Source organism: Pedobacter sp. P26 (genome assembly GCF_050632135.1).
Classification (GTDB): domain Bacteria; phylum Bacteroidota; class Bacteroidia; order Sphingobacteriales; family Sphingobacteriaceae; genus Pedobacter.
The window spans coordinates 3,995,291-4,015,229 of the sequence record NZ_CP192574.1 but is presented as its reverse complement, the minus strand read 5'-3'; the positions used below and the strand labels follow the sequence as shown (position 1 = coordinate 4,015,229).

25 protein-coding genes and 1 pseudogene are annotated in these 19,939 nt (G+C 40.8%); 16 read left to right on the top strand and 10 right to left on the bottom strand.

Translation table 11 applies throughout. The annotated features are described in order from the left end of the window. Window positions 1-7: 7 nt before the first annotated feature. Genes ACQ86H_RS18640 through ACQ86H_RS18625 form a run of 4 tightly spaced genes read left to right on the top strand, consistent with a single transcriptional unit; the run spans window position 8 to window position 2,399 of the window. Window positions 8-940 (top strand): FAD:protein FMN transferase, encoded by a 933-nt coding sequence (locus ACQ86H_RS18640; RefSeq protein WP_138823072.1) that lies wholly within the window; start codon window positions 8-10, stop codon window positions 938-940. Between the two features lie 2 nt (window positions 941-942). Further along, the gene (locus tag ACQ86H_RS18635) at window positions 943-1,173 is read left to right on the top strand and encodes a DUF4266 domain-containing protein (RefSeq protein ID WP_138823074.1); all 231 of its coding nucleotides are present in this window, start codon (window positions 943-945) and stop codon (window positions 1,171-1,173) included. 15 nt (window positions 1,174-1,188) lie between these two features. Next, on the top strand, window positions 1,189-1,380 hold the full coding sequence (locus tag ACQ86H_RS18630) for a hypothetical protein (RefSeq protein WP_431292085.1): 192 nt from the start codon (window positions 1,189-1,191) through the stop codon (window positions 1,378-1,380). A 44-nt stretch (window positions 1,381-1,424) separates the two neighbouring features. Next, window positions 1,425-2,399, top strand: a complete 975-nt coding sequence (locus ACQ86H_RS18625) for a DUF3570 domain-containing protein (protein ID WP_431292084.1) — start codon at window positions 1,425-1,427, stop codon at window positions 2,397-2,399. 180 nt (window positions 2,400-2,579) lie between these two features. Here the strand turns inward: ACQ86H_RS18625 and ACQ86H_RS18620 are convergent, their stop codons facing one another. The 5 genes from ACQ86H_RS18620 to ACQ86H_RS18600 are packed head-to-tail and all read right to left on the bottom strand — an operon-like array spanning window position 2,580 to window position 5,264. Then, a complete protein-coding gene (locus tag ACQ86H_RS18620) occupies window positions 2,580-3,053 on the bottom strand; it encodes a DNA glycosylase AlkZ-like family protein (RefSeq protein WP_431292083.1) in 474 nt (157 codons plus the stop codon). Then, window positions 3,023-3,220, bottom strand: a complete 198-nt coding sequence (locus ACQ86H_RS18615; RefSeq protein ID WP_431292082.1) for a hypothetical protein — start codon at window positions 3,218-3,220, stop codon at window positions 3,023-3,025. Before ACQ86H_RS18615 ends, ACQ86H_RS18620 begins: the two co-directional genes overlap by 31 nt. Then, window positions 3,211-3,774 (bottom strand): DNA glycosylase AlkZ-like family protein, encoded by a 564-nt coding sequence (locus ACQ86H_RS18610; protein ID WP_431292081.1) that lies wholly within the window; start codon window positions 3,772-3,774, stop codon window positions 3,211-3,213. The genes ACQ86H_RS18615 and ACQ86H_RS18610 overlap by 10 nt, the downstream gene beginning before the upstream one ends. 42 nt (window positions 3,775-3,816) lie before the next feature. Then, entirely contained in the window at window positions 3,817-4,719 is a 903-nt protein-coding gene (locus ACQ86H_RS18605; RefSeq protein WP_431292080.1) for a DMT family transporter, read from the bottom strand. Next, window positions 4,719-5,264: a GNAT family N-acetyltransferase gene (locus ACQ86H_RS18600; protein ID WP_431292079.1), complete on the bottom strand. Its 546-nt coding sequence runs from the start codon at window positions 5,262-5,264 to the stop codon at window positions 4,719-4,721. Before ACQ86H_RS18600 ends, ACQ86H_RS18605 begins: the two co-directional genes overlap by 1 nt. Before the next feature lie 72 nt (window positions 5,265-5,336). Between ACQ86H_RS18600 and ACQ86H_RS18595 the strand changes: the two genes are divergently transcribed. From ACQ86H_RS18595 to ACQ86H_RS18540, 12 genes are all read left to right on the top strand, one after another. After that, window positions 5,337-5,849, top strand: a complete 513-nt coding sequence (locus ACQ86H_RS18595) for a LysR family transcriptional regulator (protein WP_431292078.1) — start codon at window positions 5,337-5,339, stop codon at window positions 5,847-5,849. Continuing rightward, window positions 5,762-6,202 (top strand): LysR family substrate-binding domain-containing protein, encoded by a 441-nt coding sequence (locus tag ACQ86H_RS18590; protein WP_431292077.1) that lies wholly within the window; start codon window positions 5,762-5,764, stop codon window positions 6,200-6,202. The genes ACQ86H_RS18595 and ACQ86H_RS18590 overlap by 88 nt, the downstream gene beginning before the upstream one ends. 141 nt (window positions 6,203-6,343) lie before the next feature. Further along, window positions 6,344-6,724: a transmembrane 220 family protein gene (locus ACQ86H_RS18585; protein ID WP_431292076.1), complete on the top strand. Its 381-nt coding sequence runs from the start codon at window positions 6,344-6,346 to the stop codon at window positions 6,722-6,724. A gap of 21 nt (window positions 6,725-6,745) precedes the next feature. Beyond that, window positions 6,746-7,609, top strand: a complete 864-nt coding sequence (locus ACQ86H_RS18580) for an EboA domain-containing protein (RefSeq protein WP_431292075.1) — start codon at window positions 6,746-6,748, stop codon at window positions 7,607-7,609. A gap of 53 nt (window positions 7,610-7,662) precedes the next feature. After that, window positions 7,663-8,607 carry a TatD family hydrolase gene (locus tag ACQ86H_RS18575; protein WP_246862741.1) on the top strand — a complete coding sequence of 315 codons (945 nt, stop codon included), beginning with the start codon at window positions 7,663-7,665 and terminating at the stop codon, window positions 8,605-8,607. A 4-nt stretch (window positions 8,608-8,611) separates the two neighbouring features. Further along, window positions 8,612-9,496, top strand: coding sequence for a UbiA-like protein EboC (gene eboC, locus ACQ86H_RS18570; RefSeq protein ID WP_431292074.1), 885 nt, complete (start codon window positions 8,612-8,614; stop codon window positions 9,494-9,496). A 26-nt stretch (window positions 9,497-9,522) separates the two neighbouring features. Beyond that, window positions 9,523-9,792 (top strand): hypothetical protein, encoded by a 270-nt coding sequence (locus tag ACQ86H_RS18565; RefSeq protein WP_431292073.1) that lies wholly within the window; start codon window positions 9,523-9,525, stop codon window positions 9,790-9,792. Between the two features lie 29 nt (window positions 9,793-9,821). Further along, the gene (locus ACQ86H_RS18560) at window positions 9,822-10,061 is read left to right on the top strand and encodes a hypothetical protein (RefSeq protein WP_431292072.1); all 240 of its coding nucleotides are present in this window, start codon (window positions 9,822-9,824) and stop codon (window positions 10,059-10,061) included. A 66-nt stretch (window positions 10,062-10,127) separates the two neighbouring features. Then, window positions 10,128-10,682, top strand: coding sequence for a 3-dehydroquinate synthase family protein (locus ACQ86H_RS18555; protein ID WP_431292071.1), 555 nt, complete (start codon window positions 10,128-10,130; stop codon window positions 10,680-10,682). 3 nt (window positions 10,683-10,685) lie between these two features. After that, complete coding sequence (gene eboE / locus ACQ86H_RS18550) at window positions 10,686-11,852, top strand: metabolite traffic protein EboE (RefSeq protein WP_138823092.1); 1,167 nt, start codon at window positions 10,686-10,688, stop codon at window positions 11,850-11,852. Next, the gene (locus tag ACQ86H_RS18545) at window positions 11,849-13,048 is read left to right on the top strand and encodes an alkaline phosphatase family protein (protein ID WP_431292070.1); all 1,200 of its coding nucleotides are present in this window, start codon (window positions 11,849-11,851) and stop codon (window positions 13,046-13,048) included. Before eboE ends, ACQ86H_RS18545 begins: the two co-directional genes overlap by 4 nt. After that, a complete protein-coding gene (locus ACQ86H_RS18540) occupies window positions 13,048-13,209 on the top strand; it encodes a hypothetical protein (RefSeq protein WP_431292069.1) in 162 nt (53 codons plus the stop codon). The genes ACQ86H_RS18545 and ACQ86H_RS18540 overlap by 1 nt, the downstream gene beginning before the upstream one ends. Window positions 13,210-13,336: 127 nt before the next feature. On the opposite strand, the gene ACQ86H_RS18535 is transcribed toward ACQ86H_RS18540, so the two are convergent. From ACQ86H_RS18535 to ACQ86H_RS18515, 5 genes and pseudogenes are all read right to left on the bottom strand, one after another. Then, window positions 13,337-13,732, bottom strand: a complete 396-nt coding sequence (locus ACQ86H_RS18535; RefSeq protein WP_431292068.1) for a hypothetical protein — start codon at window positions 13,730-13,732, stop codon at window positions 13,337-13,339. A 47-nt stretch (window positions 13,733-13,779) separates the two neighbouring features. Beyond that, on the bottom strand, window positions 13,780-14,703 hold the full coding sequence (locus ACQ86H_RS18530; protein WP_431292067.1) for a helix-turn-helix domain-containing protein: 924 nt from the start codon (window positions 14,701-14,703) through the stop codon (window positions 13,780-13,782). A gap of 66 nt (window positions 14,704-14,769) precedes the next feature. After that, a complete protein-coding gene (locus ACQ86H_RS18525; protein WP_431292066.1) occupies window positions 14,770-15,630 on the bottom strand; it encodes an SDR family NAD(P)-dependent oxidoreductase in 861 nt (286 codons plus the stop codon). A gap of 107 nt (window positions 15,631-15,737) precedes the next feature. Next, window positions 15,738-16,475 (bottom strand): hypothetical protein, encoded by a 738-nt coding sequence (locus tag ACQ86H_RS18520; protein WP_431292065.1) that lies wholly within the window; start codon window positions 16,473-16,475, stop codon window positions 15,738-15,740. A gap of 315 nt (window positions 16,476-16,790) precedes the next feature. Then, window positions 16,791-19,924, bottom strand: a pseudogene (locus tag ACQ86H_RS18515) (efflux RND transporter permease subunit). Window positions 19,925-19,939: the final 15 nt, after the last annotated feature.

Sequence of the window (19,939 nt, the reverse complement as noted above, 5' to 3'; positions counted from 1 at the left end):
GCTCAAAATGGCTAAACCTGTTTCTGTAAACCGGATACTAAAACTCATGGGAAACCGGTTTGAGTTTACTGTGATTGCTGAGAACGAGCAGGAAGGCAATGTGGCCATAGATGCCGCAATAGATGAAGTGCGAAGGATAGAATACCTGCTCACCACTTTTAGTGATCTCAGCCAAACCAGCCTGATAAACGGGCATGCCGGTTTAAGTCCGGTAAAGGTTGATGAGGAAGTGATCAGTCTTATTGAGCGGTCTGTCAGGATATCAGAAATTACCGACGGGGCTTTTGATATCACCTACGGATCGATAGATAAAAAACTCTGGAACTTTGATCCCAATATGACCAGCTTGCCCGATGAAGCAACCGCCCTGGCATCTGTTGGACTCATCGATTACCGAAATGTGATTCTGAATAAGGAAAAATCGACTGTGTTTTTGAAAAATAAAGGCATGCGCATCGGTTTTGGCGGAATTGGGAAAGGCTATGCAGCCGATAAAGCAAAGTTGGTGCTGCAAAAACTCGGCATAAAAAGCGGAATTGTGAATGCGGCAGGAGATCTGATTACCTGGGGAACCCAAGCCAATGGACGCCCATGGACCGTAGGTATTGCAGACCCCGAACAGACCGACAGGCCATTTTCTGCGCTAAAGATCAGCGATATGGCGATTGCCACTTCAGGCAGTTACGAAAAATTTGTGACGATTAATGGCAAACGCTATTCTCATACCATAGATCCCAAAACCGGGCTACCGGTAAGCGGCGTAAAAAGTGTAAGTATTATCTGTCCAAGTGCCGAGCTTGCTGATGCCCTGGCTACCCCGGTTGTTGTAATGGGCGTAAAAATTGGGCTGGAGCTGATTAACCAGATTAAACAAGTGGCCTGTATTGTGATCGACGATAATGATCGGGTATATACCTCAAACAATATTAATGTGATATAAATATGAAAATTTCAAGAACATTTTTCCTTTCGATGGTTACCGCAATTTCGCTGGGCAGTTTGCTTAGTGCCTGTAGCAGCGTAAAGCCTTATCAGAAAAGTAAACTTAACGATGCCGACATGATCCTGTCGGCCCGAAAGGCCCAGAAATTTGAACAAAGTTTTCAGCTGTACCGTGAAGGCGCATCGGGAGCCAATGGCGGCAAGAGCGGTGGTGGTTGTGGCTGTAACTAGTTTAAGGATCAAAAAATGAAAAAAATATATCTTCATGTGCTTTTTATGTACTTCGGTATATTGAGCACTTATGCCCAAACCAGGCCTGAGCCTGCAAAAGTAGACAGCAGTAAATACCAGTCGCGTAAACTCAAAATCGATGAGATTAACCTGGTTTCGGCATATTACCACCAAAATGGAAATAATTCTGCCGTTACAGGGGGATAGGCACAGAAAAACTGAGCGATTTTGCCAACACTATCGACCTGCAGATGTCTAAATTCAATAAAAGGGGCAGAAAAAATACTTTTCTGTTCGAGCTTGGGGTAGATCATTATACTTCCGCTTCTTCTGATAAGATCGATCCAAGTACCATTTCTTCAGCCTCTTCTGCTGATACCCGTATTTATCCTTCTTTAAACTGGACACATTCTAATGAAGAAACCGGGAATTCCTTTGGTTTCACAGGATCTTATTCAACAGAATTCGATTACCAATCAATGGGAGCAGCCTTCAATTTAACCCGTTTATCAAAAGACAAAAATACACAGTTTGACTTTAAGTTGCAGGCATTTTTAGATCAGTGGACGGTCATCCTGCCGATTGAACTGCGAACGGGAAACACCGGAAGGGGCGGAGAGCAGTATGATACTGCACCACGAAATTCCTTTAGCGCATCTTTCTCCCTGGCCCAGGTGATCAACCAGAAATTTCAGGCTTCGCTGATTTTAGAACCTTCCTATCAGAAAGGCTTGCTTGCTACAAAATACCAGCGTGATTATTTTACGGATGGCTCGCTACGCTCGGAAACTTTACCCGATAAGCGTTACAAACTTCCTATTGGGCTGCGGATGAATTACTTTTTGGACGACCGTTTTGTGATCCGCACTTTTTACCGTTATTATATGGATAACTGGGGCATTAGAGCACATACCGCAGAGCTTGAAATACCGGTTAAGATCAATTCCTTCTTTTCTATAAGCCCATTCTATCGGTATAATAACCAGGTTGGAACCAAATACTTTGCACCTTATGGCCAGCATTCGCCATCAGAACAATATTTTACCAGCGATTATGACCTATCTACACTCACCAGTGATTTTTATGGCGCAGGTATCCGTTTTGCTCCGCCCAAGGGTGTTTTTGGCTGGCAGCGGTTAAATATGCTCGAGTTGAGGTATGGTCACTATTCACGTTCAACAAGTTTGGTCTCCAATATCGTTTCTTTAAATCTTAAATTTAAATAAGACCACATCATTAAGTGGTAAAAATCCAAAATGTTTGCCCTGTTTACCAATTTTATATTAGTCTAATTCACCAGGAATAAAGGATATCACTTATATTCCTGGTGAATTACTATAATCGACATTTAATTTATTCTGGTTTGTAAATACAATAAGTTATAATAGAAAATTATATTGGCGCCTTTAATGATCAGAAAATTCTTTGCTGATTGATCTCAGCAAATCATTATTATTTGATTTTTTAAAGATCACATCCCGGCATTTATTGAACAGGATAAACTCCTTTAAATTTTGGATAAACGTATCAATAGTTTTTTTATCAATTTCAACCGGCTCAAAATGGATATTATGGATGATTAGTGTTTTCTGTTTGCGGTCTGCTTTAGCGTCCATTCTGGCAATAAATCTCTCTCCAGACAGAATCGGGAGTGAGAAATAACCAAATTTTCGTTTTGGAGCCGGTACAAAACATTCAATCTGATAATCAAAGTCGAAAAAATCTTTTAAACGGGCGCGAAATACATTCAAGGTATCGAAAGGTGAAAGAATGAAAACCTCATCTGCAATATCAATATTAATATCGGTGCCCGAAAGCATATATAATGGCCCTTTCACTCCATCTACAATTACCGATTTAACTTCTCCCGACTGAAGCATCCTTTCCAGTTCTTTTTTACCAGGTTACCTTTTACACGGCGGGAGCGCCAGGCCATTTCTTTTACAGAAGAAATTCCCAGGGCACTGAGGGTGCGTTTGATCACATAACGTGCATAATCTTGATCTGTTGGTATGGTTTGATCGGTATCATGGGGCACTACATCCAAAGGCAGGTGGTAAATTTTTGGAAAGCGCTATTGCGGCTGATCATTAACTTGCCTTCCAGATAAAGTCTTTCCAGCGCAATCTTTGCCGGCCGCCAATCCCACCAACCCGAACTGGCCTCTGTACGATCGTTCTCAAAATCGCCGACCATTACTGCTCCTTCACGTTCAACCTGATCTAAAATCTGGTTCATTAAATCCGATTCTTGTTTCGTAAGGGAAGTGCCTCGTATTTCAAATGCCTTTTTAACTGGTAATGAAAAGCGAAAATCGTGCATGGGCAGAAATCCGGCGTCAGAGGTGAAGTATTCAAAAATATCACCCTGTTCACCAAGTTCTGCAAGCCATTCTGTTTGATAATCGGGTACACGGGCAAACATGGTATGATGGTGGGCACGTTCTACCACATAGTTGGTATCTAACTGTACGTAACCCAAATGGTCAATTACACTGTAAACTGCCTCAATACCAGTTCCAAACTGTGCTTTTTTTGAGAGTCCTGCTGCATGGATAATGATTTTCCGTGCCTGCGATCTGTTCAGTACAATAGCTTCCATCTCACTAATATATTGATCATTTACCGGGCATCAAAAACAGGCTTAATTCTTTTTCCACTTCGATAGGCTTGATATTGCCATTTGACCTGGCCTTCTCCACTTAAGTTCGGAGATCAGTGTGGCTAAAAATATCATTCCACCACCAATCAATAGCCTCGATGTAATTGCTTCACCTAAAATAAAATGTGCCGCAATTGCTCCGAAAATAGGTTCGAAAAGATAAATGATAGACACCCTTTCTGCACTAATGTACTTTTGAGAAATATTCGATATGGTATACATGTAGGCCGTTGAAAATAGTGCGCAAAAAATAATACCAATCCAAAATGTTTCTTGCTGAGGAATCCAGGTAGGGTTTCCCTGAATAAACGTTAATACAAAAGTTAATAAGGTGCAGGTGGCAAACATGGGCACAATGGTAGGAATAATATCACCCGTCATCGATTCCTTTTCGATCTGGATTAAATATATGGCGAAACAAAAAGCACCGGTAATGGTATATAAGTCGCCGGTTCCGATGCTCAATTTATCAGTAACCGATATCACAAAAAGACCAGTTAGCGCTGTGCATGAGGCAATCCATATTTTTAGTGCTGCAGGTTTCCGGTAAATAAAAAGTTTAATCACCGGAATCATTACCACCGTTATACCTGCTACAAATGAACATTGCGATGCTGAAGTATGTGTAATGCCCAGTGTTTGCAGGTAAATACCCAGTACCAGCGGAATAGCCAAACCGGCACCTCTTTTTATAGTGGTGGCATCGAGCTTTTTTACATGTTTCCAAAAAATAACCGATAACACCATCGTGGCAAGTAAAAAGCGGTAGAACAAAAACAGAACAGGCTGGTACTGCCCGATAGCAAGTTTGGTGACAGAAAAGGAAATTCCCCAGAATGCGGTACCCAGGATCAGTAAAATCAGAAAAAGAGTTCTTTTTTCCATTAAGATGCTTTTAGTTGGTTCGTGTCAGCCAATTCTTTTTTCATCAACAGGTCTGTTTGTTCGTCATCACCAAGCCAAAACTTATGTTTGCTGAAAGGCGTAAAGCCATTTTTTTCGTAAAATCGTAAAGCCCTGTAATTTTCTTCCCATACCCCTAGCCATACATAACTGGCTTGCATTTCAATCGCAATATCAATGGCTTTTTGATAAAGTAACTGACCAACTTTTTGACCATAAAATGTTTTCAAAAGGTAAATCCGCTCAATTTCTAGCGCATCAGGATTTAGTTTTTCGGTTTGCGCTTGCCCAATGTTGATCTTTAAATAGCCAACAATTTCCCCATCAAGCAGCGCGAAATAGAACTGAGAATCCTGATTAGTCAGTTCTCCTTTCAGTTTTTCGTCCGAAAACCCCTTTTCGAGGTAATCTTTCATGTTTTCCTCACTATTTACTGCTGCAAAAGCTTCAGAAAATGTTGTCCTCCCAATCTCCTGTAATTTTTTAATATCAGCTGGTGTTACCCTTTCAATGATGATCTGCTCCATGGCACGAATGTAAGAACTCTTTAAATGTAATAAAATGCTATTTTATCATTTATTAATGCCTATTTTGCATTAATGGATCTTCAACGAATCAAGTATTTTTTGGCCCTGGCAGAACAACTTCATTATTGGAAAACGGCAGAAAAGGTAAGTATTACACAGTCGGCACTCACCCGCCAGATTCAGTCGCTCGAAAATGAACTGGGTTTGCAGCTTTTCGAACGTAACAAACGTAATGTGAAGCTCACGCCAGCGGGTAAATTCTTAAAAGAAAAATGGGAAGTAGAGTTAAGTGAACTCGAATATATTCACCAGTTTGCCAAACAACTGCATCTTGGTGAACGCGGAACCATTACCATTGCGCACCCGGATTCCATATCGGCTTCTATCATGCCCGATATTTTGGCTAAGATAACGCAGGCATTTCCTCAGCTTCAAATTAAGTTGGTGCAGGTTTTATACGAAAATCAACTCGATTTTTTAAAAAATATAAGATTGATTTGGCCATTACCAGAGATATTACCAGTGAGCAGGGGATTAAATCAAAAAAAATATATTCCGATCACCTGGCTTTGGTGGTGCCATTAGAACATTCCTTTACAAAATTTGAGGATTTATCTACAGAAAGCCTTAAAGCGCAAAAGTTTATTCTACCCACTAAGGATGAGGGCAGTAGCTATAGCGAGATCATTCAGGCGCTTTTCAAATCTTACGATTTTGTTCCTGATGTGTTTCTGCATTCTGAATTTGGATCTACGATTATTGCGCTTGTACGGAAAGGATTGGGAATAGCCATTTTACCCGATTCTTATATGCACCATCAAAGTCCGGGCTTACGGTTTATCCCGCTGCCCTTTAAAACCGATTTATTAATTAATTGGCGGGCCGACGATCACAATCCTGTGCTTGGCAATATTCTAAAACTCGTTTTTGGAGATTAAAAAGTTAATCAAAAAAACTTTTATAGCAGTATATAATTTACATATTTTAAGCAAAAAAAGCATTCAGTTTAAATAACTTTGTTTTTCAATGAAAAGAATCGAGAAATCGATTTAGCTTATCTTAAAACCAAATAACTTAAAATGCTTTTAATTATTCTCAACATTATTTTTTGTATCTCATTTTTGGGTTTTGCTTATGTGAACCTTAATGATAACGATGCTTTTTTATGGGTATCTATCTATTTAAGTGCCGCAATATGCTGCGGATTAGCTGCAGCAGGTAAATTTTATCCTTTTGTTTATCTGTTTTTAACCGCCTTTTACTTAATTTATGCTACAATCCTGTTCTTTGCAAAAGATGGCGTGCGCGATTGGATTACCAAATACAGACGCGAAAGCCTCGTGCAGAGCATGCAAGCCACAAAACCTTACATTGAGCAAACGCGGGAATTCTTTGGTCTGTTAATTATTGCAGGCGCACTATTGATCAACTATTTTGTTTCTGCAGGTATTACCGCATAAGTGCCATTAGATAATTTTATTATGAGAGATGATCATATCAGGGCAGTAAAGGAAATAATAGGGGCTATTGTAAAGAACAATATCAATTTAGTCGCAGAAAAATGGCTGGAAGATTTTATACTAGCTACAGATCAACCGGCACAGTTAGCTAAAGTATTTGTGATGCTGCCACGTAAAACAGGCAAATTACCAATTGCAATTACCGATGATCAGCAAGAAGCACTCCAAGCGGCAGGCTTTAGCTACATCCGTAACTGGACGATTGACAGACTTGCCCGAGTGTGGTTACTGGCAGGTTTTGATCAGGGAGATAAAGAACTGTTCTTTTCAACTATCAACCGTTTATTTCTGTCAGCAGAGGTGAATGAAGCTGTTGCTTTGTATTCGGCACTCCCATTTTTGTCCCACCCCGAAATCTGGGAAAAACGTTGTGCAGAAGGAATCAGGAGCAATATTGGTTCTGTGCTCGAAGCCATTATGGAAAATAATCCATATCCTGCAGCTCACCTGGATGAAGCTGCCTGGAACCAACTGGTGCTAAAAGCTTTTTTTACGGAGAAAAATATCAGCCTTATTGTGGGTTTAGATCAACGAGCCAATCTTCAGCTTGCTTTAACACTGGTAGATTATGCAAAAGAACGCTGGGCTGCCGGCAGGGAGGTACACCCACAGCTGTGGCGCCTGGTTGGTAAATTTACCAATGCCGAAATTTTTGAAACCCTTAAAACCGGTTTGCAGCATTACAACCAGATTGAACAAAGAGCCATTGCACTAGCCATTTCGGAGTCCGGTTACCAGCCGGCAAAAGATTATATTAGTACTTTTCCTGAACTGAAATTGGCTCTGGCCGATGGAAGCTTAAACTGGAATTCATTTAACCCATAAAAATTTAAGATAAAGATATGTGTTGTAGCAGTTCAATACAAAGAGATAAAGCAATGATGGGAGCGCCCGAAGCTTTTGATATCAGTACGGTAAAGGGAATGAAGTTCTTCGATCCACATGTTCACATGACTTCGAGAACAACAGACGATTACCAGGCAATGGCCGATGCAGGAATTGTTGCTTTGATAGAACCCGCATTTTGGTTAGGGCAGCCACGTACCGGATTGGATAGTTTTAGAGATTATTACAGTAGCCTGATCGGGTGGGAGCGCTTCCGTTCTTCTCAGTTTGGCATTAAACATTATTGCACCATTGGCCTTAATTCAAGAGAGGCCAACAATGAAAGCCTGGCTGAACAGGTAATGGAAATACTGCCGCTGTTTGTTTATAAAGAAGGTGTTGTTGGTATCGGCGAAATTGGTTTCGACGATCAGACTGCTGCGGAAGAAAAATATTACCGGCTGCAGCTGGAACTTGCTAAAGAAGCCGGCATGCCCGTACAGGTGCATACGCCACACCGCGATAAGAAAAAAGGTACCCAGCGCAGTATGGACATTGCTTTGGAGCATGGCCTTGATCCTTATCACATCATTATCGATCACAATAATGAGGAGACGGTAAAAGAGGTGTTAGATAGAGGCTTTTGGGCTGCTTTTACCATTTATCCTTTTACCAAAATGGGTAACGAGCGGATGGTAGAAATTGTAAAACAATATGGCGCAGAACGTATTATGGTAAATTCTGCTGCCGATTGGGGCATCAGCGATCCATTAGCGGTACCAAAAACTGCGGCGCTAATGAAAATGCGTGGTTTAAGCGATCAGGATATTGAGCTGGTTACTTACCGCAATGCAATTACAGCCTTTGCGCAGAGCGGACAGCTGGATGAAGCCGATTTTAACGCACAGATAGACCTTACCGAGAAATTTGAAGGAAATACCATCTTACGTGGCGGACAACAACCCAGAACAGATAAATCATCTATCATTATTAGTTAGCATATTGAAAAAAATAATTACCTATCTGCGCATGATGCGCCCTGCTAATATTGTTACTTCAGTAGCCGATATTTTGGCAGGGATTGCTATTTCTGAAGTTTTAAGCAATGGATTTTCCATTCCGTGGTTGTCTATCGCATTTTTGGCCGCATCAACAGCCTGCTTATATGGTGGAGGAATCGTTTTTAACGATGTTTTTGATGCCGATCTGGATAAAATAGAACGTCCGGAACGGGCCATTCCGAGTGGGATAATCAGTTTACAGCATGCAACCATATTAGGAAGTGTATTGCTTTTTGCCGGAATTGCTTTGGCTGCTTTAAATAGTTTAACTTCCGGATTATTGGCGCTCCTGGTGGCTGTTTTTGCTTTGCTTTATAATAAATTTGGCAAACACCATTCTTTTTTCGGACCGTTGAATATGGGCTTATGCCGCGGGTTTAACCTGTTGTTGGGTTTGAGTATTGTACCAGAAATGCTTTATAATCATCACTATCTGGCTATTATTCCAGTTATTTATATTTTCTCCATCACCATGACCAGCCGTGGCGAAGTTCACGGGGGTTACACTAAAAACTTGTATCTGGCCGCCTTCCTGTATGCAATAGTTATCTGTGCAATTGCTTGTTTTGCTTTTGTAAACGATAGGTTCTTGTGGTCGCTGCTATTCCTGGTTCCTTTTACCTTTATGATTTTCAGGCCACTTTTAAAAGCCATAAAAGAGCCTGTTGGTAAAAATATCGGAGGGGCAGTAAAAGCCGGCGTAATTTCACTTATTTTGATGGATGCCGCCTGGGCCGTAACTTTCGATGCCTTGATTTTGGCTTTTATCATTGCAGCTTTACTGCCTTTATCTATATGGCTCTCTAAATTATTCGCGGTTACTTAAACCTCAAACACACATTACCAATTGATATGGAACATTTACATCAATCCTTTACTGTACAATATAACTATAATGTTTTTTTTACTTCATCGCTTTTTTTGCCTGAAAACGAATTATTGAACAGTTTTCTGGTTAACCTGAATCCGGCTGTTGCAGTAAAGAAAATTTTATTTGTAATTGATGAGGGTGTAGCCAATGCACATCAGCATCTTAATACGCAGATTAAGGCATATTTTAACAAATATTCTCAAACGCAGTTAGTTCAGGATATCCTGGTTATCCCGGAGGAGAACAGGTAAAAAACGATACGAAATATTTTGATCAGGTATTGGAAGCGATCAATATTTATGGCATCGACAGGCATTCATTTGTTGCTGCAATTGGTGGCGGGGCCGTACTCGATATGGTGGGTTACGCAGCTACGGTTGCACACAGGGGTATTAAACACATCAGGATTCCAAGTACTGTGCTTTCGCAAAACGATTCGGGCGTTGGCGTTAAAAACGGGATTAATTATTTCCATAAAAAACTTTTTAGGCACTTTTTCGCCACCTGTTGCTGTTTTTAATGATGAAGTTTTTTAAGCACTTTATCCGATCGCGATTGGCGTTCAGGCATTGCCGAAGCGATTAAAGTGGCGCTGATAAAAGATGCTGAATTTTTTGAGTGGCTCGAAGCGAATGCCATTGCCCTTGCAAACCGGGATACCACAGCCATGAACTACCAGATATGGAAATGCGCAAAACTCCATATAGAACATATCAGGAGTGCCGATCCTTTTGAAAATGGTTCTGCCCGCCCACTGGATTTTGGCCATTGGAGTGCACATAAGCTGGAATACCTGACCAATTTCGAAGTGAGACACGGTGAGGCGGTTGCCATGGGCATTGCCTTAGATACCGTATATTCCAATTTATCGGGCAGGATAAGTGCCGAAGATGCGCAAAGGGTAATCACCCTGATCCGGCAACTTGGTTTCGAATTAACGCACCCCTTGTTAGAGGTTACAGAAGGCAATAGTCCAATTTTGAAAGGACTGGAAGAATTCCGCGAACATCTCGGCGGCGAGTTAACCATTACTTTGCTTACCAGCCTGGGTAGTGGAGAGGAAGTTCACGAAATTGATACTGAAGTTTTAAAACAAGCTGCAGAAATATTAAATAAACAAGCTGTTATTATTCAACATTAAGCTATGAAATTAACTTCCGGACATTTAACCTTCTGCACCAATATTTATGCAGGCGAAAACTGGATGGCGCATTTTGCCATGTTGAAGGCTGGTTTTCCAATTTTGAAAGCACAATTATCGCCGGATGCGCCGATGGGTATCGGTTTGCGCCTTTCCAATCTGGCCAGCATTGAATTGCTGGAAGAAAATCAACTGGAAACATTTAAACAATGGCTTATACAGGAAGGTGGGTATGTTTTTACCATGAACGGATTTCCATACGGCGGTTTTCACCATACCAGGGTTAAAGATCAGGTTCATGCACCCGATTGGACTACGGGAGATCGTGTTGAATATACACTCCGTTTGGCCGAAATCCTTTCACAATTACTTCCTGCTGATATGGATGGTGGCATTTCAACATCGCCATTGAGTTATAAACCCTGGTTTATAACTACTGAAGCCAGAAAAGATGCCACAGCCAGTGCAACTGCAAATATTATAAAGGTGGCCAAGGGTTTATATCATATACAAAGTCAAAGCGGCAAGGTGATCCATTTGGATATTGAACCTGAACCTGATGGTTTTCTTGAATCCGGTCCGGAATTTATCGATTGGTACGAAAATGTGCTTTTACCTGCCGGGAGCGATGAAAGCCTGATCAGAAACCACATCCGTTTGTGTTATGATGTTTGCCATTTCGCAATCGGTTATGAGCCGCATACTGCTATTATCAAAGAATTGCAGGATAAAGGCATTAAGATTGGAAAAATACAGATTAGTGCAGCATTAAAGGCTAAATTGCCGGCATCTGTTTCAGAAAGAACTGCGGTGTTAGATCAACTGAGCCGTTTTGATGAGCCTACTTATCTTCATCAGGTAATCGCCAGAAAAGATGATGGTAATTTAATTCGCTATCCTGACCTTAAAGATGCACTTGCAGCGGGCGAAAATCCAGCAGCAGAGGAGTGGCGCGCGCACTTTCATGTCCCTATTTTTGTTGAAAATATGGGCTTGATCCAATCTACACAATCTGATATTATAGAGGTACTTAACCTGCAAAAAAATAATCCTTTTACTGCTCATTTAGAAGTAGAAACCTATACCTGGGAAGTTTTGCCAACGGCTTTAAAAGCGCCATTGAATGATTCCATCGTCAGAGAACTGGCCTGGGTTAAAAATTTATTATGAGTAAGAATATGCACAAAACCGTCGTTATCGATATCGTAGCCTTATCTGCTTCTGTAATTGGAGCACATACGCCTTTTATTCAGAAATATATAGCTGAGAACCATTTAACAACTATAGAGCCATTATTGCCTGCAGTTACGACGGCAGTGCAATCGAGTTATCTGACGGGTAAATATCCTTCAGAAAATGGCATTGTGGGTAATGGCTGGTATGATCATGCGGATGCTGAAATTAAATTCTGGAAACAGTCTAACAAACTGGTAAACGCTGAAAAAATATGGGATCAGGCTAAAAAAGAAGATCCTGATTTTACCTGTGCCAATATGTTCTGGTGGTACAATATGTATTCAACGGCCGATTTTTCAGTAACGCCGCGCCCAAATTACCTTGCCGATGGCCGTAAATTACCCGATTGTTATTCGCAACCTGCCGAGTTGCGCGACCATTTACAGGCTAAACTGGGGCAGTTTCCTTTGTTTCAGTTCTGGGGGCCGGGAGCCAACATTAAATCAACCAGGTGGATTGCCGATGCAGCAATGGAAACCGAAAAACTCCATAATCCTACACTTACACTGATTTATCTTCCCCATCTGGATTATTGTTTGCAAAAATTCGGACCTGATCTGAACAAAATCAGCAACGAATTGCAGGAAATTGATCAGGTGGTATCAGAGTTGGTGCGTTTTTATGAAGAAAGGGGCGCACGCATTATTTTGCTTTCTGAATATGGTATAGCACCCGTAAATCACCCGATCCACTTAAACCGCTTATTCAGGGAAAATGGATTGATCCAGATCCGCGAAGAACGGGGTTTGGAACTGTTAGACCCGGGGGCTTCGAAAGCTTTTGTAGTGGCCGATCATCAGGTAGCACATGTTTATATCAACGATAAAAGTGTAACCGAACAGGTAAAGGCTTTGTTGAAAAATGCAGCTGGTATTGAATTGGTTTTGGATAAAGAAGAACAGAAAAAACACCACATTAACCACGAACGTTCTGGCGATCTGGTATTGGTGGCTAAAGAAAACAGCTGGTTTACCTATTATTTCTGGTTGGATGATGCTAAAGCACCCGATTATGCAAGGGTTGTTGATATCCACAAAAAACCGGGTTATGACCCTGTAGAAATGTTTATGACCTCTAAATTGAGGGCAGGATACAAACTCTTAAGAAAAAAGCCGGCTTCCGTTATGTGATGGATGTAATTCCACTCGATGCTACTTTGGTAAAAGGATCGCATGGCGGTATTAATGGAGCTGAAAAGTTTAAACCTGTTCTGGTTACTTCAAAAGCGATTGATAAAACCTTAAAAGCACCGGATGTTTATCAGGTGATTTGGGATAGTTTAACGGTTTAAAAAGAATGATCGTCCTGCTGATCCGATGGCTATCGAATCAGCAGGACGATCGCATTTAAGACGAATCTTGTTTAGTTTAGGTTCAAATAAATTAATCTTTTTAAGAATCATACCTATAAGATCATTATTATTCCCTTACAAACCTGTAACCGCAACCTTCAAAACAAGGTGGGTTAATTTGGAGCGACTTTGCTGAAACTTTATAGCCGTAAATAAGTGTTTTGTTATAATTTTTATTGGTTACTTCCATTTGTACACTATCCAAAATTTTGTAGGTCAACAATTCCGGAATAGCATCACCCTCAAATTTGCCTGATTTTTCTAAAGTGAGGTATTTAGGCTGGCCGGATACTTTTTGGTATTTTCCGATACTTCCATTACCAGGGTCCTGCATCACCTCAGTTAGTTTCCATTTGCCGTAAACCTCGCCCGGGCCATCGTTATTGCTGCCGTTGTTGTTTTTTTTGCAGGATACAGAAATAATGCACGCAAGAGAGAAGAGAACCAATACTATCTTTTTCATAAAGCTTTAATTTACAGCTTATACGGTGCAACCAACAAAAACGCTACTTAGCTGAATAATTTTCTAAATGCCAGTGGCGAAACCTGTGTTTTGGCCTTGAATAATTTATTAAAAGATTGCGGATGTTCAAAGCCGAGTTCGTAAGCGACTTCACTTACCGACAGCCTGGTGCCAGATAATTTTTCTTTTGCTTTTTCGATCAGTTTCTGGTGGATGTGCTGCTGTGCATTCTGTCCGGTGAGTGAGCGGAGCAGATCGCTTAAATAACTTGGCGAAACATTTAAGTGGTCGGAAAGGTATTGAACTGTTGGCAAACCTTTAAACATGGGCAGTTTATCCTTAAAATAGTCTTCCAACAATTCTTCCAGCTTTTGCAACAGGTCGCTGTTTAATACTTTGCGTGTAATAAACTGGCGTTTGTAAAAGCGGTTGCTGTAATTTAGCAACAGTTCAATCTGCGTAATAATTACATCCTGACTAAAATCGTCGATCCTGCTGTTCAGTTCTTCTTCAATACTTTTAAAAATGGTAATGATGGTATTTTTTTCCTTTACTGATAAGTGCAGGGTCTCATTGGCTGAATACGAAAAGAAACCATAACTTTTGATTTTTTTGGCGATGGGGTATGACAAAAGAAAATCGGGATGAATTAACAAAGTGTATAGTGAACAGACACTTAAGCTTAAATCCTCCTCATGACCAATAATCTGGTTCGGCGCAGCAAATAACAGACCACCCTCATCAAAATCGTAATAACTTTGACCATATTTTAGCCTGCCACCTAATTTAGGTTTGTACGAGATTTTATAAAAATTCAGGATATGCGAATTGGGCTGTCCGTTCATTTCAACCGGATGATCTTCATTGTTGATCAAGCTGATCAGAGGGTGTTTAGGCTGTGTCAGGCCCAACATCCGGTGTGCTTCTGTTAACGAACTGAATTTGTAAGGGCTATTGTCTACCTTTTTCATATTGATGTATACAAATATAACCGATAAGCTGTTGTTTATCGGTGATATAGTTGATTGTACGTTTAATTAACCTTGTGCAGCATTTGATACGGCTTCCCATTCTTCCCAGGTTGATAAGCGCTCTGCATAAGCAGTGCGTACCCATGGTAGGTTATGACTGCCTAAGAAGAAGCGGAGCGGTGGATTTTCAGCATCAACAATTCTAAAAATAGCTTGCGGTGTTGCAGTGGGGTTTCCCCTTTCCAATTGCTGTAACCCTTCAAAAAACTTTGCTTTAAAGTCGGTATATACCTCCAAGCCTTCTGCAAATTTTAATGATTCCTGACTTCCAAATTCTGTGGCATAAGCGCCTGGTTCTATGATGGTTACTTTAATACCAAAAGCTTTAACCTCTGCTGCCAGGCTTTCGTAAATGGCTTCGAAGGCCCATTTCGACGAGCAATAGTAACCGATAACAGGCAGCACCACATGGCCAAGGTTGCTCGAAGTACCTAAAATATGCCCGTAACCCTGCTTGCGTAAAACGGGCAAAGCAGCCTGGATAACGGCCACGGCCCCGAAAACGTTCGTATCGTACATGGCCTTAACCTGATCAATGGTAGCCTCTTCAACAGTACCCACAAGCGAATACCCGGCATTGTTCAAAACAATATCCAATCTTCCAAAATGTTTATGCGCCTGTTGAACAGCTTTTTCTACCTGGTCATAATTGGTTACATCCAGTTCTAATGTCAATACATTTTCTTTGTACCTTTCCTGAAGATCGGCTATACCCGAAAGGTTTCTTGCTGTTGCAGCCACTTTATCGCCACGTTCTAGTGCAGCTGTTGCCCATACGCGTCCAAAGCCACGGGATGAACCTGTAATAAACCAAACTTTATTAGTTGGAGCGGTAGCACTATCCTGATTTTCTTTTTGATGTTCCATAATTTTTCGACTTAAATAAATTGATAACCCAAAGGTGAGAATGGTTCGATGTTATATTGTAGTCTAATTGAGGGCTTTTGTAGCCAAAATGAGAAAGAAAGAGTAGGTTAGCTTGATTTTAAAACAACCAAAATGAGTATAAAACTCAGCATCAGCATAAAAAAGGAAAATTTAAAATAACCGGTAAAAAAAGGGAACTTTTTTTCTTGCGCACCATAATGGATTAAATTTTCCTGAAGTTGTTGTACGTATTTTTCGTTTTCCTGTTGCTCCCGGCTAAGCTGTTTAAAATCTTTAAACTTTTTAAAATCCTGTGATGTTCCCGGCACCAGTATCCAAAGTTTTTGATCAGTTTGCAGGTAGATCACATTTAACAGCAAGGCATTTTTCTTGATGTGGTAGTGCTTCACATTGATGAGGTTATCAGCAACAACAGGACCATTTTCCCATGTAATGTTAATGCGGTGATACGCGTTGTAGATAAAAAGTATACCAACGGCTATTGCTATGGGCAGGATAATTTCTTTGGTTAGGATGGCATCTACAATTTTGGGATAGGGGAGTGAATCGTAAGGATCAAGTTCTCCAATCAGCATAACCAGCATTAAAATATTAATCAGGTTGAAAACAAGACCAACTATAAAATAAGCTTGTTTTAAATCAGCACATTTTAGGTGGACTGGAAACATTTTCTGACCAAGGCCATAGGCTTCGGGTAGTACATTGGGGAAATTATTAACTTTCTGCTGAAATTTTTTATTCCGGTAACGAATAACCATGCCCAATACCACGATGCAGAGAAACGTGATTCCGATAATAAGGTAAATGGTATATTGTGAATTCAAATGTCTAAAAGAGATTTAGATCTTAATACTTCAAACTTTTGTAAAAGACAAACACACAGGCATAAATGTTTTTTTGGTTCTTGCTTTTTGGTTGTTTAAATTATTTTAAAATAAATGTAACTATTGAAAGGGAATTTTTTCTACCTATATTATATGAAACCAAAGCAATACGGGCAGTTTTTGAAAATGGAGATCCTTAGAATCCGAAGTAATCTTTCACACTAGTGATTCTTGCTGCAAAGGTTACTTCCCAAAATTCGGGACAAATTATCATTACTCAAAAATTACAGATTGCCTGAGATTCCATCATCCATTTTACATTTTAACATCTCCCATCATTTTATGTACTTTTCTCCTGTACGACCAATAAAATACGATCGGATACACAAAAAGGTTAAATAAGGTATTCGTAATTAACCCACCAATAACCACAATGGCCAATGGTTTGGATGCTTCGGAACCGATTCCGGTAGAAAGTGCTGCGGGCATTAAACCGATGGCGGCCATTAAGGCGGTCATTAGTACAGGCCTGAACCTGCTGGCAATCCCATCGCGCATGGCATCGGTAAAAGTCCAGGTGGCGTGGTGTTTCAATTCGGTAATGTTGGTTTTGAAACGTGTAATCAGAATCACACCGTTTTGCACACAGATACCGAATAATGCGATAAACCCTATTCCTGCAGAAATATTAAAGTTTACACCTGCGGCCAACAGGGCCAAAATGCCACCGATCATGGCGAAAGGAACATTGTTGAGTACCAATAATGCATCCCTAAAATTACCGAAAAGCACAAAGAGGATAAAAAATATCAGCAATAAACTTACCGGAACAGCCTGCGATAACCTAGCGATGGCCCTTTGCTGGTTTTCGAAATCACCGGCCCACTCGAGCTGATAACCCTGTGGCAATTTGATTTTTACATTTACCTTTTGTTGTGCTTCTGCAATTACGCTGCCCATATCTCTGCCGCGGATCGAGAATTTGATAGCCCCGTAACGTTTGTGTTTATCGCGGTAAATCATACTTGGCCCGGTAATTTTTCGGATGCCCGATATTTCGCCCAATTGTACATTTGAACCTGATAAGGTAGGCACGCGTAATTTACTGATCGAGCTTTCATCATTCCTGAAATCTTCGGGATAACGGATAATGAGATCGAATTTCCGCTCTCCTTCATAAATCTGCGTAGCGGCCTTTCCACCAATGGCCATTTCGATTACCGCATTGGCATCTGCAGTGCTTACCCCATAAAGCGCCATTTTTTTCTGGTCGAGGTTAATTTGCAGTTCTGGCTGTCCAAGATTTCGTAAAATCCCCAGATCTTCAATGCCATTAACCGTTTTTAAAATATTTTCTATTTTTTCTTCCTCCTGTTCAATGTATTCAAAGTTTTCGCCAAATAGTTTTACAACGATCGAACCTTTTACACCTGAAACGGCTTCTTCCACATTATCTGAAATAGGTTGCGAAAAATTAAGACTGATGCCGGGAAAACTCTTTAGTTTTTCCTGCATGCGCTCGATCAGCTGTTCTTTGGTCTGTTTTCGTTTCCATTCTTTCCGCGGGTAAATGTCCACATGAAACTCCATGTTGTAAAAGCCTGTAGCATCCGTTCCGTCATTTGGCCTGCCGGTTTGCGACATCACCTGTTTAACCTCTTCGAAACTTAAAAAGATCTTCCTCATCTCGTTCGAAAGCTTTTTGGTTTCATCTAAAGAAATACTTAGAGGGCCGGTAGCACGCACATAAATAGAGCCTTCATCTAAACTGGGCAGGAACTCGGTACCCAAAAATTTAAAGCTGAAAGCGCCCAACAGGAGTACAATAATGAAAATACTAAAAACGAGTTTCTTTTTTTTGAAACATACATCATAAAATTTAAGTGTTGCTTTGGTAATCCATTCTAAAAAAATGTTGTGTTTCTCTTTAACCTCTTTTTTTAAGAGTACGCTGGCCATGGCGGGTACGAGCGTAAAGGTTAAGATCAAAGCACCCAATAAGGCAAAACTTAAAGTCCAGGCCAGGGGAGAAAACATTTTACCTTCCACTTTCTCAAAGGTGAAAATGGGGAGCAGGCCGGTAATAATGATCAGTTTGGCAAATAAAATGCCTTTTCCGTTTTTCGAGGCAGGCCTTTTTAATAAAACCGAGTTTGCTCATTTTGTTAAACTTTTCCATGCCCAGTTTTTTTGCTTTTGCATCTAATACGACGAAAATCCCTTCAACCATGACCACAGCACCGTCTATAATGATCCCAAAGTCGATTGCTCCCATGGATAGCAGATTGGCCGGCATACCCTTTAATTTGAGACAGATAAAAGCAAAAAGTAAGGCTAACGGTATAATGATCGAAACGATTAAAGTAGTGCGCCAATCGGCCATAAAAAGGAAAACGATCAGGGTTACAAACAAAATTCCCTCGAGCATATTACCCATTACGGTATGTACGGAGTAATTCACGAGGTATTCGCGATCATAAAAGGGCTTGATTTTTACATCATCAGGCAAAATAGTGCTGTTTATGGTATTGATCTTATCTTTCAATCTCGCAATTACCTCGCTGGGATTACCGCCTTTTCTCATCACGATAATGCCTTCTACGACGTCCGGATCCTTATCGCGGCCAACCTGACCTAAGCGTGGCAAGGCCGATTCAGCCACATCCGCAATGGTTTTAACATAAACGGGCGTGCCATTGATATTATCGACCACTACATTCCTGATTTCATCGATGTTGTTCAGTACACCAATACCACGTACCACATAAGCCTGACCGCTCTGCACAATGACATCGCCACCTACGTTGATGTTGCTTTTTGATACCGCCTCAAAAAGTTCGGTTGCACTAACACCATACTGGATGGCCTTTTGCGGATCCACCGTGATTTGATAGGTTTTCACTTCTCCACCAAAACTTACCACATCGGCAATGCCTGAAACGGATAAAAGCTCGCGCTGGATGACCCAATCCTGCAGGGTTTTTAACTCACGGACGGATTTTTTATCGCTGGTTAAAGTATAACGAAAAATTTCTCCCGTTGGTCCGTAAGGTGGCTGTACTCTCTGGCTGGATGCCTTCAGGCAAGTCGGCCTCGTCAAGATGATTGTTTACCTGTACACGTGCCTCCGCATAATCTACATCATCTTCGAAACTTACTTTTACAATGGATAAGCCGAATAGGGAAGAAGAACGGATGCTTGTCCTTTTTTCGGTAGGGTTCATGGCAATTTCCAGTGGCCTGCTCACAAACTTTTCCACTTCTTCAGCGCTTCGGCCGGGCCATTGGGTAATGATGGTGATATTGGTATTGGTTACATCGGGGAAGGCATCGATAGTGGTATGCCTGAAGCTTAAATAACCAGCCAGGATTAAGATAAAAGTGGCAAAAAAGATGAAATATTTATTCTTCAGTGCAAAGCCGATAATGCTTTTTATGAATTTATTCATTTTTAAATCTAGGGG

What these genes read in the sequence shown, in the direction of transcription:
- ACQ86H_RS18640 (WP_138823072.1), top strand. Translation starts at nt 8, where the DNA reads ATGGCTAAACCTGTTTCTGTAAACCGGATACTAAAACTCATGGGAAAC.
- ACQ86H_RS18635 (WP_138823074.1), top strand. Translation starts at nt 943, where the DNA reads ATGAAAATTTCAAGAACATTTTTCCTTTCGATGGTTACCGCAATTTCG.
- ACQ86H_RS18630 (WP_431292085.1), top strand. Translation starts at nt 1,189, where the DNA reads ATGAAAAAAATATATCTTCATGTGCTTTTTATGTACTTCGGTATATTG.
- ACQ86H_RS18625 (WP_431292084.1), top strand. Translation starts at nt 1,425, where the DNA reads ATGTCTAAATTCAATAAAAGGGGCAGAAAAAATACTTTTCTGTTCGAG.
- ACQ86H_RS18620 (WP_431292083.1), bottom strand. Translation starts at nt 3,053, where the DNA reads ATGCTTCAGTCGGGAGAAGTTAAATCGGTAATTGTAGATGGAGTGAAA.
- ACQ86H_RS18610 (WP_431292081.1), bottom strand. Translation starts at nt 3,774, where the DNA reads ATGGAAGCTATTGTACTGAACAGATCGCAGGCACGGAAAATCATTATC.
- ACQ86H_RS18605 (WP_431292080.1), bottom strand. Translation starts at nt 4,719, where the DNA reads ATGGAAAAAAGAACTCTTTTTCTGATTTTACTGATCCTGGGTACCGCA.
- ACQ86H_RS18600 (WP_431292079.1), bottom strand. Translation starts at nt 5,264, where the DNA reads ATGGAGCAGATCATCATTGAAAGGGTAACACCAGCTGATATTAAAAAA.
- ACQ86H_RS18595 (WP_431292078.1), top strand. Translation starts at nt 5,337, where the DNA reads ATGGATCTTCAACGAATCAAGTATTTTTTGGCCCTGGCAGAACAACTT.
- ACQ86H_RS18585 (WP_431292076.1), top strand. Translation starts at nt 6,344, where the DNA reads ATGCTTTTAATTATTCTCAACATTATTTTTTGTATCTCATTTTTGGGT.
- ACQ86H_RS18580 (WP_431292075.1), top strand. Translation starts at nt 6,746, where the DNA reads ATGAGAGATGATCATATCAGGGCAGTAAAGGAAATAATAGGGGCTATT.
- ACQ86H_RS18575 (WP_246862741.1), top strand. Translation starts at nt 7,663, where the DNA reads ATGATGGGAGCGCCCGAAGCTTTTGATATCAGTACGGTAAAGGGAATG.
- ACQ86H_RS18565 (WP_431292073.1), top strand. Translation starts at nt 9,523, where the DNA reads ATGGAACATTTACATCAATCCTTTACTGTACAATATAACTATAATGTT.
- eboE (WP_138823092.1), top strand. Translation starts at nt 10,686, where the DNA reads ATGAAATTAACTTCCGGACATTTAACCTTCTGCACCAATATTTATGCA.
- ACQ86H_RS18545 (WP_431292070.1), top strand. Translation starts at nt 11,849, where the DNA reads ATGAGTAAGAATATGCACAAAACCGTCGTTATCGATATCGTAGCCTTA.
- ACQ86H_RS18540 (WP_431292069.1), top strand. Translation starts at nt 13,048, where the DNA reads ATGGATGTAATTCCACTCGATGCTACTTTGGTAAAAGGATCGCATGGC.
- ACQ86H_RS18535 (WP_431292068.1), bottom strand. Translation starts at nt 13,732, where the DNA reads ATGAAAAAGATAGTATTGGTTCTCTTCTCTCTTGCGTGCATTATTTCT.
- ACQ86H_RS18530 (WP_431292067.1), bottom strand. Translation starts at nt 14,703, where the DNA reads ATGAAAAAGGTAGACAATAGCCCTTACAAATTCAGTTCGTTAACAGAA.
- ACQ86H_RS18525 (WP_431292066.1), bottom strand. Translation starts at nt 15,630, where the DNA reads ATGGAACATCAAAAAGAAAATCAGGATAGTGCTACCGCTCCAACTAAT.